The organism is Streptomyces sp. NPDC006365 (assembly GCF_042870755.1).
GTDB classification, from domain to species: Bacteria; Actinomycetota; Actinomycetes; order Streptomycetales; family Streptomycetaceae; genus Streptomyces; species Streptomyces xiangluensis.
The window spans coordinates 478,362-495,732 of the sequence record NZ_JBIAHS010000004.1; the positions used below are offsets into that span (position 1 = coordinate 478,362).

At 70.0% G+C, this 17,371-nt stretch carries 16 protein-coding genes, 1 tRNA gene, 1 other RNA gene and 2 pseudogenes; 8 read left to right on the top strand and 12 right to left on the bottom strand.

Annotated features, from left to right (window positions below; all coding sequences use genetic code 11):
- Positions 1-38 precede the first annotated feature (38 nt).
- On the bottom strand, positions 39-587 hold the full coding sequence (locus ACFYO0_RS15420) for a hypothetical protein (protein ID WP_388675480.1): 549 nt from the start codon (positions 585-587) through the stop codon (positions 39-41).
- A gap of 828 nt (positions 588-1,415) precedes the next feature.
- Here ACFYO0_RS15420 and upp point away from each other — a divergent pair.
- The gene (gene upp, locus ACFYO0_RS15425; RefSeq protein ID WP_386340372.1) at positions 1,416-2,051 is read left to right on the top strand and encodes a uracil phosphoribosyltransferase; all 636 of its coding nucleotides are present in this window, start codon (positions 1,416-1,418) and stop codon (positions 2,049-2,051) included.
- A gap of 45 nt (positions 2,052-2,096) precedes the next feature.
- Here the strand turns inward: upp and ACFYO0_RS15430 are convergent, their stop codons facing one another.
- From ACFYO0_RS15430 to ACFYO0_RS15445, 4 genes are all read right to left on the bottom strand, one after another.
- Positions 2,097-2,741 carry a LytR C-terminal domain-containing protein gene (locus tag ACFYO0_RS15430; protein WP_388675197.1) on the bottom strand — a complete coding sequence of 215 codons (645 nt, stop codon included), beginning with the start codon at positions 2,739-2,741 and terminating at the stop codon, positions 2,097-2,099.
- 113 nt (positions 2,742-2,854) lie between these two features.
- On the bottom strand, positions 2,855-3,151 hold the full coding sequence (locus ACFYO0_RS15435; protein WP_003999914.1) for a type II toxin-antitoxin system VapB family antitoxin: 297 nt from the start codon (positions 3,149-3,151) through the stop codon (positions 2,855-2,857).
- Positions 3,152-3,340: 189 nt separating this feature from the next.
- Positions 3,341-4,183: a maleylpyruvate isomerase family mycothiol-dependent enzyme gene (locus ACFYO0_RS15440; protein WP_388675199.1), complete on the bottom strand. Its 843-nt coding sequence runs from the start codon at positions 4,181-4,183 to the stop codon at positions 3,341-3,343.
- A gap of 36 nt (positions 4,184-4,219) precedes the next feature.
- Positions 4,220-4,825, bottom strand: coding sequence for an HhH-GPD-type base excision DNA repair protein (locus ACFYO0_RS15445; RefSeq protein ID WP_388675202.1), 606 nt, complete (start codon positions 4,823-4,825; stop codon positions 4,220-4,222).
- 243 nt (positions 4,826-5,068) lie between these two features.
- Here ACFYO0_RS15445 and ACFYO0_RS15450 point away from each other — a divergent pair, with 243 nt between their 5' ends.
- From ACFYO0_RS15450 to grpE, 5 genes and pseudogenes are all read left to right on the top strand, one after another.
- The gene (locus ACFYO0_RS15450; protein ID WP_388675205.1) at positions 5,069-5,560 is read left to right on the top strand and encodes a cupin domain-containing protein; all 492 of its coding nucleotides are present in this window, start codon (positions 5,069-5,071) and stop codon (positions 5,558-5,560) included.
- The gene (locus ACFYO0_RS15455; protein WP_388675208.1) at positions 5,557-6,336 is read left to right on the top strand and encodes an SDR family NAD(P)-dependent oxidoreductase; all 780 of its coding nucleotides are present in this window, start codon (positions 5,557-5,559) and stop codon (positions 6,334-6,336) included. The genes ACFYO0_RS15450 and ACFYO0_RS15455 overlap by 4 nt, the downstream gene beginning before the upstream one ends.
- A 138-nt stretch (positions 6,337-6,474) precedes the next feature.
- Positions 6,475-8,376, top strand: coding sequence for a copper resistance CopC/CopD family protein (locus ACFYO0_RS15460; RefSeq protein ID WP_388675483.1), 1,902 nt, complete (start codon positions 6,475-6,477; stop codon positions 8,374-8,376).
- Positions 8,377-8,589: 213 nt separating this feature from the next.
- Positions 8,590-9,111, top strand: a pseudogene (locus tag ACFYO0_RS15465) (Hsp70 family protein); the annotation flags it as partial.
- Between the two features lie 215 nt (positions 9,112-9,326).
- Positions 9,327-9,806 carry a nucleotide exchange factor GrpE gene (gene grpE, locus ACFYO0_RS15470; protein ID WP_388675211.1) on the top strand — a complete coding sequence of 160 codons (480 nt, stop codon included), beginning with the start codon at positions 9,327-9,329 and terminating at the stop codon, positions 9,804-9,806.
- Between the two features lie 13 nt (positions 9,807-9,819).
- On the opposite strand, the gene ACFYO0_RS15475 is transcribed toward grpE, so the two are convergent.
- Both ACFYO0_RS15475 and ffs read right to left on the bottom strand, forming a co-directional pair.
- Entirely contained in the window at positions 9,820-12,105 is a 2,286-nt protein-coding gene (locus ACFYO0_RS15475; RefSeq protein WP_388675214.1) for a DNA polymerase III subunit gamma and tau, read from the bottom strand.
- Positions 12,106-12,186: 81 nt separating this feature from the next.
- Positions 12,187-12,285, bottom strand: an RNA gene (ffs, locus tag ACFYO0_RS15480) — signal recognition particle sRNA small type.
- A 71-nt stretch (positions 12,286-12,356) separates the two neighbouring features.
- Here ffs and ACFYO0_RS15485 point away from each other — a divergent pair.
- Positions 12,357-12,444, top strand: a tRNA-Ser gene (locus ACFYO0_RS15485).
- Positions 12,445-12,523: 79 nt separating this feature from the next.
- Here ACFYO0_RS15485 and ACFYO0_RS15490 read toward each other — a convergent pair.
- From ACFYO0_RS15490 to ACFYO0_RS15500, 3 genes and pseudogenes are all read right to left on the bottom strand, one after another.
- A pseudogene (locus ACFYO0_RS15490) lies at positions 12,524-13,387 on the bottom strand (tyrosine-type recombinase/integrase); the annotation flags it as partial.
- A gap of 47 nt (positions 13,388-13,434) precedes the next feature.
- Complete coding sequence (locus ACFYO0_RS15495; RefSeq protein ID WP_388675217.1) at positions 13,435-14,130, bottom strand: type 1 glutamine amidotransferase domain-containing protein; 696 nt, start codon at positions 14,128-14,130, stop codon at positions 13,435-13,437.
- Positions 14,131-14,165: 35 nt separating this feature from the next.
- Complete coding sequence (locus ACFYO0_RS15500) at positions 14,166-14,837, bottom strand: type 1 glutamine amidotransferase domain-containing protein (protein ID WP_388675220.1); 672 nt, start codon at positions 14,835-14,837, stop codon at positions 14,166-14,168.
- 183 nt (positions 14,838-15,020) lie between these two features.
- Here ACFYO0_RS15500 and ACFYO0_RS15505 point away from each other — a divergent pair, with 183 nt between their 5' ends.
- The gene (locus ACFYO0_RS15505) at positions 15,021-15,929 is read left to right on the top strand and encodes a LysR family transcriptional regulator (RefSeq protein ID WP_388675222.1); all 909 of its coding nucleotides are present in this window, start codon (positions 15,021-15,023) and stop codon (positions 15,927-15,929) included.
- 86 nt (positions 15,930-16,015) lie between these two features.
- Here the strand turns inward: ACFYO0_RS15505 and ACFYO0_RS15510 are convergent, their stop codons facing one another.
- Entirely contained in the window at positions 16,016-16,678 is a 663-nt protein-coding gene (locus ACFYO0_RS15510; RefSeq protein ID WP_388675224.1) for an arsenate reductase ArsC, read from the bottom strand.
- Positions 16,671-17,366 carry a MarR family transcriptional regulator gene (locus ACFYO0_RS15515; protein ID WP_388675227.1) on the bottom strand — a complete coding sequence of 232 codons (696 nt, stop codon included), beginning with the start codon at positions 17,364-17,366 and terminating at the stop codon, positions 16,671-16,673. Before ACFYO0_RS15515 ends, ACFYO0_RS15510 begins: the two co-directional genes overlap by 8 nt.
- Positions 17,367-17,371 lie beyond the last annotated feature (5 nt).

Sequence of the window (17,371 nt, forward strand, 5' to 3'; positions counted from 1 at the left end):
CCAGCGGTCGAGTACGGGGTCGTGCGCCTCCTGAGCGGTCAGCGGACGGTCTCCAGGACCTCGGCCGCGCCCAGGACTTCGGCGATCTCGTTCAGTGCGTCATTGCTGTCCAGGGCGAGCAGTTCCTTCTCATTCACGCCGAGGTCGGCCAGGACCTCGCGGTCTCCGATGGGTCCGGACGGCACGGCCTCGCCCGAAGCGGTGCCGCCGGCGTCGTCTTCGTCGTCGGAATCGTTCTCGGGTTCACCGTCCTCCGTGCCGTCGAGGTCGAGGGAGTCCAGGTCCGGAACGTCGTCGTCGCCCGGCTCCCTTCCGAGTAGTTCGTTCGTGAGCAGGATCTCGCCGTACGAGCTGCGGGCTGCGGCGGCGGCGTCCGAGACGTAGATACGAGGGTCCTCCTCGCCGTCCACGCGGACGACGCCGAACCACGCGTCCTCCTGCTCGATGAGTACGAGGACCGTGTCGTCTTCGGGCGAGGCTTCACGGGCCAGGTCGGCCAGGTCGGCCAGGGTCTCCACATCGTCGAGCTCTGTGTCGCTCGCTTCCCACCCGTCTTCGGTGCGCGCGAGCAGTGCGGCGAAGTACACCGTGACTCTCCCACTGGTCATAGGCGTGCCGGTTGGGGATCCCCCCGGCGGAGGTTGCGGACGAGGAGTGCTGCGCCGAGCCCCGCCCACTCGGAATCGTGGCAGAAACAGAGCGTTCAGGAGAGGTCTTCGGCTCGCTGTGTCCCGGTCGCGTCTTCACGGCCGTACGCGTGGCCCCTCACCTGGGCGCTCGGCGCCCGCCGTCAGCGGGATCGTACGCCGAGGAGAGCTCCGTGACGCAACGGCTGTCCGGTGCCGACCCGTACGCCCCACCAGTGGCGCTCCGATGTGCTGTGTACAGGCCTGTACGTTTCTGGCCCGGCCCACCGCCTACCAGCGGAACGTGCGCATCCGCATGGCGTGCCGCAACCGCGCGGTCTTGGCCCGCCGCGGCTGCACGCGATCCCGCAACTCCCGCGCCTCGGCAAGGTCCCACAAAAACTGAGCCCGCCGCCTACGCCGCTCGGCGTCACTTTCGGCCACGCCGCCGACGCCTCCGCCCGCGCTTCCGGCGCCTCCGGTGGCGCCAACGGTGCCCACACTTGTGCCCTGGCCGGGGACCCTCTGCGGCGCGGGGGCGCGCGAGGGCTCGCGTGGTGTGGCCCGACCGGAGGTCTCCCGCGGCGTACGCCGGTCGGTGGGCTCCCGTGTCGAGGATCGGTTCGCGGGCTCGCCCACGGCTCCCCGACCGGAGTTTCCCTGGTTCTGTTCCCCGTTCCGCATAGGTCACCACCCCAGTCCGTCCCTGCCACCTTCCCTCGGATGGGCGGTTTGATGCCGGTTCGGGTTTGCGGGGGCGTGGAGGTGGGGCCCGGATACCCTGGCCGCATGCGTCTTCACGTCGTCGACCACCCTCTGGTCGCCCATAAGCTCACCACGCTGCGCGACCAGCGCACCGACTCCCCGACCTTCCGGCGGCTGGCCGACGAACTGGTCACCCTGCTCGCCTACGAGGCCACCCGTGACGTGCGTACCGAGCAGGTCGACATCGTGACCCCGGTGGCCGGTACCACCGGCGTCAAGTTGTCCCACCCGCGCCCCCTGGTCGTACCGATCCTGCGGGCCGGCCTCGGCATGCTGGACGGCATGGTGCGCCTGCTGCCGACCGCCGAGGTGGGCTTCCTGGGCATGATCCGCAACGAGGAGACGCTCCAGGCGTCCACGTACGCGAACCGCATGCCGGAAGACCTCTCCGGCCGCCAGGTGTACGTACTCGACCCCATGCTCGCCACCGGCGGCACCCTCGTCGCGGCCATCCAGGAACTGATCAAGCGCGGCGCCGACGACGTGACCGCCGTGGTGCTCCTGGCGGCCCCGGAGGGCGTCGAGGTCATGGAACGCGAGCTGGCCGGCACGCCGGTGACCGTCGTGACGGCGTCCGTCGACGAGCGGCTCAACGAGCACGGCTACATCGTGCCGGGCCTCGGAGACGCGGGGGACCGGATGTACGGGGTTGCCGAGTAACCCAACCGCGCCGGGTCCTGATGGCCTGTCTGACCGGCTGGTCGGCTAACAGCCCTGCTTCGTCGGTGACGGCGTCGGCTTCGGCTTGGCCAGCGTGGTCATGGCCTTGTCGGCGTCCGCCTTCGTCGCCAGTGCCTTGAAGCCGGTGCCGATGACGAGGTCGACCTCGGCGGGCTTCGTACGGGTGTCGGTCTTCAACTGGGCGTCGGCCAACTGGGTGCGGAGTACTTGGAGCGCGCTGTCGGTGGCCGCCGCGGAGCCGAGCAGTATCCCGGAGCCCTTGACCTTCTTGTCGTACTCCTTCGTCGCGTTGCCGACCTCGCCGATCTTGAAGCCGCGCTTCTTGAGTTCGTCCGCGGTGCTCTTGGCGAGGCCGCTGCGGGGCGTGGCGTTGAGGACGTTCACGGTGATCTGACCGGGCTTGGGGAGGGCCTTGACCGGCTGCTGCGAGGGGGACGGTGACGGCGAGGGCGTGCAGTCCGCTGCCGCGCCCACCGCGTCGGCCTTGTCGCCGCCCGTGAACACGTCGATGAGCTGCAGCGTTCCCCAGCCGAGCAGACCGAGTGCGGCGACGGCGGCGATGACCGCGAACGCGAGCCTGCGGCGCCCTCGGTTGCGGCGCATCCGCGGGTACTTGTCCCCCGTGATCTTGTACTGGCCGCCCATGCCAGGGGGAGTCAGCATGCTCATGGGCGCAGCGTAGTGTGCCTGAGCGGCAATGCCTACTAAATGATCAATGCCAGGCTCAGTCCAACCCGGAAGGCCCAACGCGGGGGTCGGCTCGCTCGGCCGAACCCCGTCGCTCAGTCGAGCTCGAGGACCCTCGCGTGCAGCACCTGGCGCTGCTGGAGCGCGGCGCGGACGGCTCTGTGCAGGCCGTCCTCCAGGTACAGATCGCCCTGCCACTTCACGACATGCGCGAAGAGGTCGCCGTAGAACGTCGAGTCCTCGGCGAGCAGCGTTTCCAGGTCGAGCTGGCCCTTGGTCGTCACCAGCTGATCGAGGCGGACCGGGCGCGGCGCGACATCCGCCCACTGCCGGGTGCTTTCCCGGCCGTGGTCGGGGTACGGCCGGCCGTTTCCGATGCGCTTGAAGATCACACGGAAAGCCTACCGGTCATGACCTTCCGGGCGCAGCCAAGGCGCCGTAGTGGGCCTTGGAAATCACGTCGCAAAGCCGCAGGAAAGGGTGATTCCGCACGGTGGGCTTGGTGTGTTCCTACTGAGCGGGGCCTGAACAAAAAGGAAACACGTCGCGTGCCGCACGAGGCGGACATCACCGGCCGATTGTCACGCCACCACCGCGAGGAGCGTGGTCGCGGCCGTGGCCAGGGGCTCGTCTCCCGCCAGTACGGAACGTCGGCGGGCCTCTTCGGGGAGGATGCCCCGGGCGGCCAGCCGCCACAGGGTGCCCTGGTCCGTGGTCACCCGCGCCGCGGCCTCCCCGTCGGGCGTGCCGGGCGCGCCGGGAAGCCAGCGGTCGGCGCCCCGCGTCGCCCACCAGGTGCCGCCCGCGGGGCCGGTGACGTCGAAACGTACGGTCGTTCCCCGCGGCCGGTCCACGGTACGAAGCGTGTGCGGCAGGGCGCGCAGGAACGTGCCGATCACCGGGCCGAGCAGCTGCGGCTCGTCGGCACCGGGGCGGTCGACGGCGTCGCGGATCTGCTGCTGGTGCACCCAGAATTCGGTGTACTCGCGGGCGATGTCCAGCCAGGTGGGACTGGGTTCGTCCGCTGAGGCCCATGACACGTCGACGGCGGCGGGAGCGTCGAGTCGGGCGCCGGCCCATACTTCGTCGAGCTGCGGGCCGAGGTACGTCAGCAACTCGACCATCAGGCGCGGGCTGCACTGGCGGGTCACCTCGACGAAGACACCGTTCACGCGTGCCAGGTACGCGGGCAGCGTCTCGTCGTCGGCGAACACGGCACCGCTCCACCCGTCCCGGATGCCCGAGAGGCGGCGCATGTAGTCGTTGAGGACATGGCCGACCACATCGTGCACGTCCCACCCCGGGCAGACCGTCGGCCGCCCCCAGTCCCCGGCCTCCAGCGAGCCGAGCAGGTCGAGCAGGGCCCGGCGCTCACGCACGAACAAGGGACGGGTGTCGATGACAGGCCCGAAGGAGGTGGTCATACGGAAACGCTAGGCGTTCCGCCACCGGTGGTTCCCCTACGTGTCCGCGGACTTGCCCGAGCCCTTCGCCGCTTTCGCCGCCGCCTTCAGCTCCTGCTTGTGTGCCCGTACCTTCGCCAAGGACTCGGGGCCTGTGATGTCGGCGACCGACCGGAACGAATCCGGGTCGCCGTACGTGCCTGCTGCCTCGCGCCAGCCCTGGGGGCGTACGCCTAGTTGTTTGCCCAGGAGGGCCAGGAAGATCCGGGACTTCTGGGTGCCGTAGCCGGGGAGGGCGTTGAGGCGGCTGAGGAGTTCCGTGCCGCTGGCCGCGTCCTTCCAGAGCGCGGCCGCGTCACCGTCGTAGTGCTCCACCAGGTACTGGCACAACTGCTGGATCCGCTTGGCCATCGAGCCCGGATAGCGGTGCACGGCCGGCTTGGTGGCAAGGAGTGCGGCGAAGGCCTCGGGGTCGTATGCCGCGATCTCGTGTGCGTCGAGATCGTCCGCGCCCATCCGCTGGGCGATGGCATACGGGCCCGCGAACGCCCACTCCATCGGGATCTGCTGGTCCAGCAGCATCCCGACCAGCGCGGCCAGCGGACTGCGCCCGAGGAGTTCGTCGGCTTCGGGCTGCTGAGCGAGATGAAGGGTCACGTCCATACTTCGAGGATCGCCCCGCAGGCCTCCTCGCGCCCGCCCGGCGCTCAGCCCTCCACACTCGCTGAACACCACGCGCACCCCTCCCGCCAGTAACCCGAGGCGTGCATCCGCTGCTTCGGCACCGACAGCTCCTTGCGGACGTACGCGGCGAGTGAGCGCCTCGTCGCCGGGTCCGAGTGCCACGTAAGGGACGCGGGCGACTCGGGGGTGCGTCGGCGGGGCCCCGTGGGGCATGGTCAGGGGATGGCCGGTGACATCACTCCCGAAGATCTTGTCGCTCACTTCCAGCTGGAGCCGATCCCCAAGGAGGGCGGGCGGTTTCGGCAGCTCTGGGCCGGGCCCGAGCGGGGGGACGGGCGGCCTGAGGGAACCTCGATCGTTGTGCTGCTGACCTCGGAACCAGGGGATTTCTCGGCGCTGCACCGGCTCCCCACCGACGAGGTGTGGCACTTCTATCTCGGTGATCCCCTGGAGATGCTGCTGCTCGACCCGGACGGTACGTCCCGCACCGTCGTCCTCGGTGCCGATGTGCTCGGTGGGCAGTACGTCCAGTTCACCGTGCCCGCGGGGACCTGGATGGGTGCGCGGGTCGTGGCGGGCGGCGCCTGGTCGTTCTTCGGATGCACGATGGCGCCCGGGTTCACCTATGGCGGGTACGAGCACGGGGACGCGGCCGAGCTGACCGCGCGGTATCCGGCGGAGGCGTTGCGGATCGCCGCGCTGAGCCGGCCGTGAGCGGGCTGCTCGACGGGCAGGTCGCGCTGGTGACCGGAGCCTCGGGCGGCATCGGGCGGGGGATCGCGTTGCGGTTTGCCGAGGCGGGGGCGGCGGTGGCCGTTCACCACCGTACGGACGCGGTGGGGGCCCGCGAGGTCGTCGGGCTCATCGAGGACGCGGGCGGCAGCGCGGTCGCCCTGCACGCCGAGCTCACCGTCGAGGCCGAGTGCCGGCGCCTGGTGCGCGAGGCGGCGGACTGGGGCGGCGGCACCCTGACGGCACTGGTCGGCAACGCGGGCGTACAGCCGGTTCAGGAACTGCCCGGCATGACCCTGGCCGACTGGCGGGCGGTGGTCGACGCGAACCTGTCGAGTGCGTTCGCTTGTACGCAGGCCGCGGTGGAGGTGATGCGAGAGGGCGACGGCAGGGACGGCAGCCGCGGGAGCATCATCCACATCGCGTCGATCGAGGCCACGCACCCCGCTCCGCTGCACGCCCACTACTCCGCGTCCAAGGCGGCCGTCGTCATGCACGCACGGTCGGCGGCCCTGGAATACGGTCCGTATGGGATCCGCGTCAACACCGTCTCACCAGGGCTGATCGACCGTGCAGGCCTTGCGGAGGCCTGGCCGGACGGCGTACGGCGCTGGCAACAGGCCGTCCCCGCCGGCCGGTTGGGCCGCCCGGAGGACGTCGGTGACGCCTGTGTGTTCCTCGCCTCCCCGATGGCCTCGTGGATCACGGGGCACGACCTGGTCGTGGACGGCGGGGTGTCGGCGCGACCGACGTGGTGAGGACGGGCGGGGGCGCGCGGGCGGGGTGTTGAGCAAGGTGCTGCGTGCATTCGTATCCCCATCCGGGGCTTGATACGCAGGGGGAAAGTACGCAGGGGGAAAGGGAGAGGAAGAGGCAACGTGGGCCGAATACCGCGGATGGCGGCGCCGCGCCGGGCGGCGGCCTTCGTCCTGATGCTGGGCACCCTGCTCCTGCTGGGCGGTGCCGGAACCGCGTCCGCGCACTCCTCCGTGCGCGACACCGACCCCCGCGAGGGCACCGTCCTCAAGACCGCCCCGAAACAGGTCACCATGACCTTCACCGAGTCGGTCGGTATCTCCGACGACTCGATCCGGGTCCTCAGCCCCGACAACCGGCGCATGAACGCGGGCGCCGCCGAGCACGCCGGCGGCTCCGACACCGTGCGCGTACGGCTCCAGGACGATCTGCCCGAGGGCACGTTCACCGTGGCCTGGCGGGTGGTCTCGGCGGACAGCCATCCCATTTCGGGAGCGTTCACGTTCTCCATCGGCGCGCCCTCGGCGACCACCGCGAACGCCTCCGCCGAGCCCGCCGTGCACCCCGCCTCCGGTCTGCTCTACGACCTGGCCCGGTACGCCGCGTACACCGCCGGGGCGCTGCTCATCGGCGCGGCCACCTTCGTCCTCGCCTGCCGCCCACCCTCCGTCGCCTCCCTCCGGAAACTCTTCCGCCTCGCCTGGTGGACCCTGCTCCTGTCCACCGTCGCGCTGCTGTTCCTGCGCGGCCCGTACGCCCGAGGAACCGGCCCCGCGACCCTCCTCGACTTCTCCCTCCTCAAGGACACGCTGAGTGGCAGGCCGGGGTGGGCGCTGCTGGCGAGGCTGGTGCTGGTGGTGTTGGCGGCGATCTTCCTCGTACGACTGGGGGCGCGGGAGCCACAGGCGGAGGAGCGGGTGGACGCGCGGCCGAAGCCCGCCGCGCTCGCCTCGGGCGGGGTGCTCGCCGTGGCGATGGCGGTCACCTGGGCCGCCGCAGAGCACGCGTCCGCGGGGATCCAGGTTCCCGTGGCGATCGTCTCCTCCGTACTGCATCTGCTGGCGATGGCGGTCTGGATGGGCGGCCTCGCGGCGCTGCTCACCACGCTGTACCGCGCCGAGACCCCGCCCTCGGCGGCGTCGGTGGCCCGTTTCTCACGGCTCGCGTTCGCGTCCGTGGCGGTCCTGGTGGTCACGGGTGTCTACCAGTCCTGGCGAGGGCTCGGCTCCTGGGAGGCACTCACCGGTACGTCGTACGGCCGGATCCTGGCCGCCAAGGTGTGTGCGGTCGTGCTGCTGTTGGGGGCGGCGGCGTACTCGCGGCGCTGGACGGCGGGGCTGCTCGCGGCGGAAGAGCCGGTGCGGGTACGGGAGTTGGAGACGGTGGGGGCGAGCACGGCGGGCGGGGGCGTTGGTGCCGGGACCGGTAATCCCGACAAGCTCGACAAGCCCGGTGAACCCGGTGAACCCGGTGAACTCGGTGAATCCGGTGAACCCGGTGAACTCGGTGAATCCGGTGAACCCGGCGAACCCGGCGAACCCGGTGAGACCCCGCCCCCTCACCAGGCCCTGCGCCGTTCCGTGCTGGCCGAAGTCGTCGTGGGCGTCATGGTGCTGTTGCTCACGACGGTTCTGACCGGCACCCAGCCGGGCCGGGCCGCCACCGAGACCCAGGACGCGCCGACCGCTCCGGCCGGTCAGCCCACGACCTCGATGACCTTGATCCCCTTCGATGTCGGCACCCCGGGCGGGAAGGGCAAGGTCCAGATCGTCCTCGAGCCGGGCCGCGTCAACGAGAACACGGTCCAGGCGATCGTCATAGGCCCGGAGGGCGTCGCCACGGTGCCCGAACTCCGTCTCACCTTCACCCTGGCCGCCGAGAAGATCGGCCCCATCGATGCCGAACTCACCGACCAGGGCGGCTACTGGGGCACCAACTCCCTCAACCTTCCGCTCCCCGGCACCTGGACCATGAAGGTCACGGTCCGCACCTCGGACATCGACCAGGTGACGGTGTCGAGGAAGGTGCAGATCTCGCCCTGAACCTGCCGAAGTTCGGTGCGGTATCACCCCTTGGGGCGCGGGGCTGTATCAATGTGCGGCTCCGCCGCGTGGGCGTGACCAGCCACAACGGACCCGCAACTGCGAACCGCTCTCCCAGCGGAGCGGCGGCACCTTGACACGAGGGTGCTCAAGTTTTAGCACATCTTGTGTGGCATGTAGTACGCCATGTGCGCAGCGTACGAGGAGGGAGAGATGGCGCGCTCAGTCGGTATCGATCTCGGCACGACGAACTCGGTGGTCTCGGTCCTCGAGGGCGGCGAGCCCACCGTCATCAGGAACACGGAGGGCGCCAGGACGACACCGTCGGTCGTGGCGTTCGCCAAGAACAACGAGGCGCTGGTCGGCGAGATCGCCAAGCGCCAGGCGGTGACGGACGTCGAGCACACCGTGCGGTCCGTCAAGCGGCACGTGGGGGACCACGCGTGGCGTTTCCCCGACAAGGGGAGCATCGACGGGAAGCGCTACACCCCGCAGGAGATCTCCGCGCGTGTCCTGCAGAAGCTCAAGCGCTACGCCGAGGCCTACCTGGGCGAGGACGTGACGGATGCGGTGATCACCGTGCCCGCGTACTTCGACGACACCCAGCGCCAGGCGACCAAGGAAGCCGGTGAGATCGCCGGTCTCAACGTCCTGCGGATCATCAACGAGCCGACGGCGGCGGCCCTCGCGTACGGACTGGACAAGGAGAGCGACCAGACAGTCCTGGTCTTCGACTGCGAGGACACCGCGGCCATCCGGCAGTCGATGGAGAAGGCGGCGACGGCCGCCCAGAAGATCGGCACCGCGATGTACGAGCAGTCGCGCGTGGCCGGTGAACAGTCCGGGCAGGCCGGACAGGCCGGGGCGAGCGGAGACTACGAGGTGGCGGACGCCGAGATCGTCGACGACGACAGCGCGCGGACGGACGACAGCTCACGGGCAGGCTGACGATGAACCGGACCCAGCCGCGGAAGCAGGAGGAGCTGGAGCGCCTGCTGGAGGAGCGCACCGCCGACCTCCAGCGGGTGAAGGCCGAGTACGACAACTACCGCAAGCGGGTACGCAGGGACCGGATGGCCATACGTCAGATCGCGGCGGCCAACGTCCTGCGTGCCCTCCTGCCCGTGCTGGACGCCGTCGACCGCACGCGAAAGTACGAGCCCCTGACACCGGGCCTGAAGGACATCGCCGAGACACTGGAGACCCAACTCGGTTCGCTGGGCCTCGTGTCCTTCGGGGAGGAGGGGGACCCCTTCGACCCCGTGCGCCACGAAGCGGCCAGGCACCACGTTTCCCCGGGCGCCGACAGCCTGACCTGCACGGAGATCCTCCGGCCCGGGTATCGCGTGGGCGACCGCTTGCTGCGGCCGGCCTTTGTGGAGGTGACGGGGCCGGGGGAGCCGGAATTAGGAACGCCGGTTCGCGGGTGAAGTGAGTTCGCTACTACTCGTTCGAGAACTCCTCCACCACCGTCGCCCCCAGCTCTTTCACGATCAGTTCATGCCCTGACAGCGCCGATTCGTCGAGGTCGGGATCGTCGTCCTCCGGGATGTCGTCCTCCGGAGAGACCGGCGGGGGCTCCGGAGCCGAGGGGCGCGGGGGCGTCGGAGATGTCGGTGCGGAGGCTGGAGCGGGGGTGGCCGAAGCCTGGGGGGCGCTTGGCCGGGGCGTGGGGGCAGCGGGTTGCTGGGGGGCGGAGGGCCTGGACGCGGGCGGAGTGGCGGCGCTTCCGGAGCCGTAGCCTCCGCCAGATCCGTAGCCCCCGCCGGTGCCGGGCCCGGTCGATGGTGGTGGGCCGGCCGAACCCCCTGACGCATCGACGATCGCCTCGATCTTCCACTGCACGTGGAACTGGTCGGCCAGCGCCTGGCGCAGCACGTCCTCACTGCCGCTGCTCAAGAAGTTGTCGCGCGCGCCCGCGTTGACGAAGCCGAGCTGGAGCGTCGTACCGTCGAAACCCGCGACCTGCGCGTTCTGACTGAGCAGGATCCACGTGAAACGGCGCCGGTTCTTCACCACGTCAAGGATGTTCGGCCACAGCATGCGTGGGTCGGGCCCGCCGCTCGTGGGAGCCGCCGGAGTGGCAGGGGCGGCGGGGGCGGATGGCGGGGCCGTGCCCGCCGGCGCCGGGGCCGTGGGAGACGACGACGCGGCCGGCGTCTGCCCCCCGCCCGCGGGCGCCGCCGTCGGCCACCCTCCGGGACGGCGACCGCTGCCCGCCGCCGTCGCGGTGGGCCAGGCGCCGGGCGCTTCCCCGGAGGCGGGAGCGCCAGGGGGAGGGCCCGCAGGCGCTTGAGCGGGCTGCTGCTGAGGGGACGGCGCGGGTGCGGCCGGAGGCTGGGCGGCGGCGGTCTGAGCCGGGCCGGAGCCCGCCTCCTGTGTCCTTCCAGCCGCCCCACCAGCACCGGCGCCGTGAGCCCCTGCCGCTCCCCGCACCGCTGCCCGAGCCGCCTCCGGCCCGCCCCCCTGCGGAGCAGCAGGCATCGACGCGGAGCCGCCCTGCGCACCTCCATGAACCTCGGGCCCGGGCACGTACCCCATGGCGGGCCCCGTCGCCGCCCCGGTGAAATTGACCCCCCGCTCCAACCTGTCGAGCCGAGCCATGACGGACCGCTCATCGCCGTACGCGGCGGGCAGCAGAACCCGTGCGCAGATCAACTCGAGCTGAAGCCGGGGCGAGGTGGCCCCCCTCATCTCCGTAAGCCCGTCATTGACGATGTCGGCGGCCCGGCTCAGTTCGGCCGCACCGAAGACCCCGGCCTGGGCCTGCATCCGCTCGACGACATCGGCGGGAGCATCGATGAGTCCCTTCTCGGCCGCATCCGGCACCGCGGCCAGAATCACCAGGTCCCTGAGCCGCTCCAGCAGATCGGCGACGAACCGCCGCGGGTCGTAACCCCCCTCGATCACCCGGTCCACCAGCTCGAAGGCAGCGGCCCCGTCCCCCGCCGCGAAGGCCTCGACGACGGAGTCGAGCAACGACGCATCCGTGTACCCCAGCAGCGAGGTCGCCATGGCATACGTCACGCCGTCCGCACCGGCGGCGGCCAGCAGCTGATCCATGACGGACATGGAGTCACGTACGGAACCGGCACCGGCCCGCACGACCAGCGGGAGCACCCCGTCCTCGACGGGAATGCCCTCACGCCCGCAGACGTCGGCCAGGTACTCCCGCAAGGTGCCGGGCGGCACGAGCCGGAAGGGGTAATGGTGCGTCCGCGACCGGATGGTCCCGATGACTTTCTCGGGCTCGGTCGTGGCGAAGATGAACTTGAGGTGCTCCGGTGGCTCCTCGACCACCTTCAGCAGGGCGTTGAAGCCCGCCGAGGTGACCATGTGCGCCTCGTCGATGATGTAGATCTTGTACCGGCTGCCGGCCGGCCCGAAGAAGGCCTTCTCCCGCAGGTCACGGGCGTCGTCCACACCGCCGTGCGAGGCGGCGTCGATCTCGATGACGTCGATGGACCCCGGCCCGTTCCTCGCCAGGTCCCGGCAGGACTGGCACTCACCGCACGGAGTGGGCGTCGGCCCCTGCTCGCAGTTCAGACAGCGGGCCAGGATCCGCGCACTGGTCGTCTTTCCGCACCCGCGCGGCCCGCTGAACAGGTACGCGTGATTGACCCGGTTGTTCCGCAGCGCCTGCTGCAGCGGGTCGGTTACATGCTCCTGCCCGATGACCTCGGCGAACGACTCCGGGCGATAACGGCGGTACAGCGCGAGAGACGACACGCATACGAGGTTATAGGCGCCCACTGACAACCCGGACCGCCCGCGGAACAACCTCGTGGCCAGGCCCGTACGCACCCCCGGAACGCAAGCGCCCCCCACGCACCCGCCAGAGCCAACCTACCCTTGCTGCCTTCCGGCCCTGGGGGAGTTCAGTCAGATAGCGCCGCGTGAGGGGCTCCGCACAGGGTACAGGATCTGACCGGCACGAACGAGTTCGCGACCACTCCCCGGAGTCCTGTAATGTTTCCGGCGGAGGATTCGCCTAGAGGCCTAGGGCGCACGCTTGGAAAGCGTGTTGGGGGCAACCCCTCACGAGTTCGAATCTCGTATCCTCCGCCAGTGCCTCACCGGGCACGATGTCGAAGGGCCCCACCGTTCGCGGTGGGGCCCTTCGACGTTGTCCGTCTCGGTTTCCGTCTCAGTTCGTATTCGGGAGCTCCCAAAGAGCGTCGCCGGCTTGCTGCGCCACCTTGCGGAGCATGGTCCCCGTCATGTGATGTACCGGGCGCGCATCCGGGCCGCTCCCCCCAGGCTCCCAGCCCATGATCGAGTCGATCACGACGTCCGGGACGCCAAGGATCAGGAGGACGGTCGCGGCGGTGTGGCGAGCGTCATGGAGGCGGCCGTCTCGGACACCCGCGTCCCGCAGAAGCCGCTTCCAGACGTGGAAGTCGGTGTTCGGGCTCAGCGGCCCACCGACCGGCGAAGCGAAGACATATCCCTTGCCCTCCCAGTCGGCACCGGCCGCGATCCTTTCCCGTTCCTGCGTCTTCTGGTGCTGGCGGAGAATCTTGATCAGCGGATCGGGCAGGCCGATGGTTCGGCGGCCCGCGCGGGACTTCGTTGACTTGTGCTCACGACGGGTCTGCTGTCGCTTCGGGCAGTAGCCCGCCTTACGCCCGCAGGGTTCGCCGTCGCAGCCGTGGGCGTACTTGGGCCGGAGCCGGTTCTTGCGGATGCGGGCGTATCCGGCGTCGAGGTCGACGTCTTCCCAATGCAGGCCCAGCGCCTCCCCCTGGCGGAGGCCCAGCGCCAGGGCGACGACCCAGCGAGCGCTGTTGCGGAGTTGGGCCGCCTCGACGAGGAGGCTCTGCACCTCGTCGATCGTGTACGGCTCGATGTCCTCCTCTTCGAGGCGGGGAGCCTTGGCGATCTCGGCCGCGTTGGTGGCGACGTGCCCACGCCGGACGGCTTCACCGAGGGCGACCCGGATCGTCCGGTGGGCGTGGTGGGCGGTGCCGGCGGAGCTCCCGGACGCCTGCATCTTCCGGTAGAAGCGTTGCGCCGCACAGTCAGGACGCGCCGGGGATGGTCATCCGAAGCCGTGGGTCAGGCCAGCTTCTTGAGCATTTCGGCTGCGGCGGGTCCGGCGGAGGCGGGGTTCTGACCGGTGACCAGGTTGCGGTCGACGACCACGTTCGGGGCCCACGGCTCGCCCTCCTGGTAATCCGCGCCGATCTCGACCAAGCGGTCCTGGAGCAGCCACTTGGCGCCCGCCGCCAGACCGCTCTGGATCTCTTCGGCGTTGCTGAAGCCGGTCAGCCGGTAGCCGGCGAAAGCATTGCCGCCGTCGGCCTCGGTGGCGGCCAGCAGGGCGGCCGGGGCGTGGCAGACCACGCCGAGCGGCTTACCCGAGGCGAGCGCGTTGACGAGGAGCTTGCCGGAGGTGGCGTCGACGGCCAAGTCCTCCATCGGGCCGTGGCCACCGGGGTAGAAGACGGCGGCGTAGTCGTCGAGGTCGACGTCCTGCAGCCTGATGGGGTGCTGGATCTCGCTGATCGAGGCGATGGTATCCGCGATCTTCTTCGCGCCCTCCTCGCCGCCGTTGAACTGCGGCGCCAGACTGCCCTGGTCCAGGGGCGGCACGACGCCGCCCGGCGTGGCCACGACGATCTCGTGGCCGGCGGCCGTGAACGCCTCGTACGGGGCAACGAGCTCCTCGGCCCAGAAGCCGGTCGGATGCTTGCTGCCGTCCGCCAGCGTCCAGTGGTCGGCGCCGGTCATCACGAAAAGAATCTTCGACATGGTGCAGTCTCCTCGAGTCGGGGTTGGCTGGGTCGTCATTCGGTGCCGGCCAAGGCAGCGAGGATCAGGTCGCTGACGGCCTTGGTGGACACCGGGTTCTGCCCCGTGATCAGGCGGCCGTCGCGCACGGCGTGCGGCGTCATCGGGATAGTGGAGCGCACATACTTGGCGCCCTTCGCGCGCAGTTCGTCCTCCAGGAGGAACGGCACCCTGCTCTTCACGCCGGCCAGTCGTTCCTCGACTGTCGCGAAGCCGGTGACGGTGCGGTTCCTTACCAGGGGGTTTCCGTCGGTGTCGCGGAGGTTGATGAGGGCGCAGGCGCCATGGCATACCGAGGAGACGATGCCGCCGTCGGCGTAGATGGCCTGGGCCGTTCGCTGCAGGTCGGCGCTGTCGGGGAAGTCCCACATGGTGCCGTGACCACCCGTGAAGAAGATCGTGGAGTAGTCGTCCGGATCTGTGTCGGCAACGGAAGGGGTGGCTTTCAGGGCGTCCATGAAGGCTTGGTCGTCGAGATACCCGCGAACCGTCCGGTCAACGAACAAGCGACCGAGGCCACGGGGGTCGAGCGGCACTACTCCGCCCGCCGGGCTCACCACGTCCACCGTGTGACCGGCCTTCACCGCCTTGTCGTAGAAATGGACGAGCTCGCCCAGCCACAGTCCGGTCTGGTGCTTGCTCGCCCCATAGGTGGCCTGATTGGTCACGACCGCAAGAATCTTTTTCTGTCTCACTTTTCCCTCGTGTCCTGGGTGGCCCGTGGTTTCGAAGCTAAAGCTGTTGATGCATCGGCGCCAATGAAGAGCCCGATACCGGGTATCGAAGAACCAATGCCTGGTCCGGGGACATACGGCACCTGGCCGGCATGCCTACCTCGTAGGCTCGAAGCCGTGGGCGATCACGACATTCATGGGTCCGGTCCGCTGGACCTGAACCTGCTGCGCACCTTCCTCGCGGTGCACCGCCTGGGCTCCTTCACCGCCGCGGCGCGTCAGCTGAGCCTGTCGCAGTCCACCGTCACCACGCACATCCGCGCGCTGGAGAGGCGCCTGGGCCGCGAGCTGTTCGAACGTCGGGCGCAAGGCGTCACTCCGCTGCCCCATGCGGACGAACTCGCCGCCCGGCTGTCGGCGCCCCTCGACCAGTTGGCCGGCCTCACCGGCGAGGAACCGAGCAGCACCGTGGCGCCGGTCCATTTGGCGGGACCTGCGGAGTTCCTGGGCACTCTCGGCCTTACGGTGCTGGCCCAGCTGGTCGCGCAGGGCGTCCGGCTGCGGGTGGCCACCGGGCTGACCGAATCACTTCTCGAAGAACTGCGGGCCGGCCGCCACGACCTCGTCGTCGCCACCCGGCGGCCCCGTGGCCGGACGCTGTACGCCGAACTCCTCGGCGACGAGGAGTTCGTCCTGGTCGCCGCACCGGTATGGGCAGAACGGCTCAAGGGGCAGGAGCTCCCCACTGCCCTGGAGAGCCTTCCGCTGATCGCCTACGCCGAGGATCTGCCCATCGCCCGCCGCTACTGGCGCCACGTCTTCGACCGCCGCCTGCACGCCCAGGCCGCCATCACAGTCCCCGACCTGCGCAGCGTCCTCACCGCCGTCACCGTCGGCGCCGGCTGGAGCGTCCTGCCCAGCTATCTGTGCCGCACCGAACTCGTCTCCGGCGTCCTCCGTCTGCTGCACCAGCCGGAGGACCCGCCGATCAACACCTCCTACCTCGTCCAGCGCCCGGGCAGCTCCACCAACCCACACGTGACACTCGTCCGCGAGCACCTGCTGGCCGCCGCGAAAACCTGGTGAGCCCCGTCCGTCTCAGTTTCCGTCTCGGCTGCCGTGATTGGACTGAGGCGGACCGTGGTGAACAGTGATCTGGTTCACCACTTCGTTCAGCGCTGGGCCGGGACGCCGAGGTCGTCGAGAAGTCCTCGGACGCGGCGCTCGATGTCGTCGCGGATGGGCCGGACGTCGTCGACGGTCTTGCCCGCCGGGTCGTCCAGGGTCCAGTCGAGGTAGCGCTTGCCAGGGAAGACCGGGCAGGCATCGCCGCAGCCCATGCTGACGACGACGTCGGCCGCGCGGACGATCTCGTCGGTCCAGGGCTTGGCGAACTCGCGGGAGATGTCGATGCCGCGCTCGCTCATGGCGGCGATGGCCGACGGGTTGACCTCGAAGCCGGGTTCGGAGCCACCCGACCAGGCGACGGCGCTGTCACCGGCGAGGTGTTGGAAGAAGCCCATGGCCATCTGGCTGCGGCCGGCGTTGTGGACGCAGAGGAAGAGCACGACGGGCTTGCCGTCGATGGAGTGGCCCTCGACCTTGGCCAGGGCGCGCAGGCGCTGGCGGGCGAACCGTTCGGCGATGAGCGGGAGGAAGTTGGGGATGGTGCTGCGGCCGGCGAATTGGTCGTAGCCGGTGTGCAGGAACCGCTCGATGGTCTCCTGGCCGAAGACGCCGTCGAACTCCCGGCTGAGGTGGGTGGCTGCGGTACGCAGGGCGAGTTGCTGGTCGATGCTCAGGTTGCGGTGCGGGAAGGGCGCGGTCTCAGTCATCGCTGCCTCCAGGAGGGCGGACGGCGGGAGCCAGCCGGTCGATCCGGTCGGCGAGATCACTCAGGGCGTCGGCGAAGGCGTCGTCGGTGCCGGTGCGGGTGGGATCGGGGACCGACCAGTGCAGGCGGTCGGGGACCCGGGAGCCGAGCTGCTCGTGAGCGTTGTCGCAGACGGCGACCACCAGGTCGTCCGGGCGCAGCGTCTCGTCGATGTGGGAGGTGTGGGCGGCTACCAGGGAGAGGCCGTGTTTGCGTGCGGTCGCGACGGCACGGGGGTGGACTCGGGGGGCGGGTTGAGTTCCCGCCGAGGCGGTCGGCACGGTGCTGTGACGCTTCCAGAGGGCGGCGGCGAGGTGGGAGCGGGCGGAGTTATGGGTGCAGACGAACACCACGCGGGGCGCTGTCCGCAGGGGCATCGGCATGGTGTCGGCCAGAGTTTCCACGCGTAGGCGCAGGTAGGTGCGCCGTCGGTCTCCTTCGGAGCGGGATCGCTCGATCAGGCCGACCTGTTCGAGCAGCTTGAGGTGGTGGGCCAGGAGATTGCTGGGCAGGCCCAGCTCCTGGCCGAGTTCGCCGGGTGAGGCGTCGCTCAGCAGCAGCCGGTCGATGATCGCCAGGCGCGCGGGTTCCCCCAGCGCCGCGTGCCGTTGTGCTCGCGCGACCACCGATGCAGACCACTCAGTATTCATTGAGT

Excerpts from the sequence above, each read along its gene's own strand:
- ACFYO0_RS15510 (WP_388675224.1), bottom strand. The coding sequence starts at position 16,678 with ATGACTGAGACCGCGCCCTTCCCGCACCGCAACCTGAGCATCGACCAG.
- ACFYO0_RS15450 (WP_388675205.1), top strand. The coding sequence starts at position 5,069 with ATGGCCGGTGACATCACTCCCGAAGATCTTGTCGCTCACTTCCAGCTG.
- ACFYO0_RS15495 (WP_388675217.1), bottom strand. The coding sequence starts at position 14,130 with ATGTCGAAGATTCTTTTCGTGATGACCGGCGCCGACCACTGGACGCTG.
- ACFYO0_RS15445 (WP_388675202.1), bottom strand. The coding sequence starts at position 4,825 with ATGGACGTGACCCTTCATCTCGCTCAGCAGCCCGAAGCCGACGAACTC.
- ACFYO0_RS15430 (WP_388675197.1), bottom strand. The coding sequence starts at position 2,741 with ATGAGCATGCTGACTCCCCCTGGCATGGGCGGCCAGTACAAGATCACG.
- ACFYO0_RS15515 (WP_388675227.1), bottom strand. The coding sequence starts at position 17,366 with ATGAATACTGAGTGGTCTGCATCGGTGGTCGCGCGAGCACAACGGCAC.
- grpE (WP_388675211.1), top strand. The coding sequence starts at position 9,327 with ATGAACCGGACCCAGCCGCGGAAGCAGGAGGAGCTGGAGCGCCTGCTG.
- upp (WP_386340372.1), top strand. The coding sequence starts at position 1,416 with ATGCGTCTTCACGTCGTCGACCACCCTCTGGTCGCCCATAAGCTCACC.
- ACFYO0_RS15460 (WP_388675483.1), top strand. The coding sequence starts at position 6,475 with ATGGCGGCGCCGCGCCGGGCGGCGGCCTTCGTCCTGATGCTGGGCACC.
- ACFYO0_RS15440 (WP_388675199.1), bottom strand. The coding sequence starts at position 4,183 with ATGACCACCTCCTTCGGGCCTGTCATCGACACCCGTCCCTTGTTCGTG.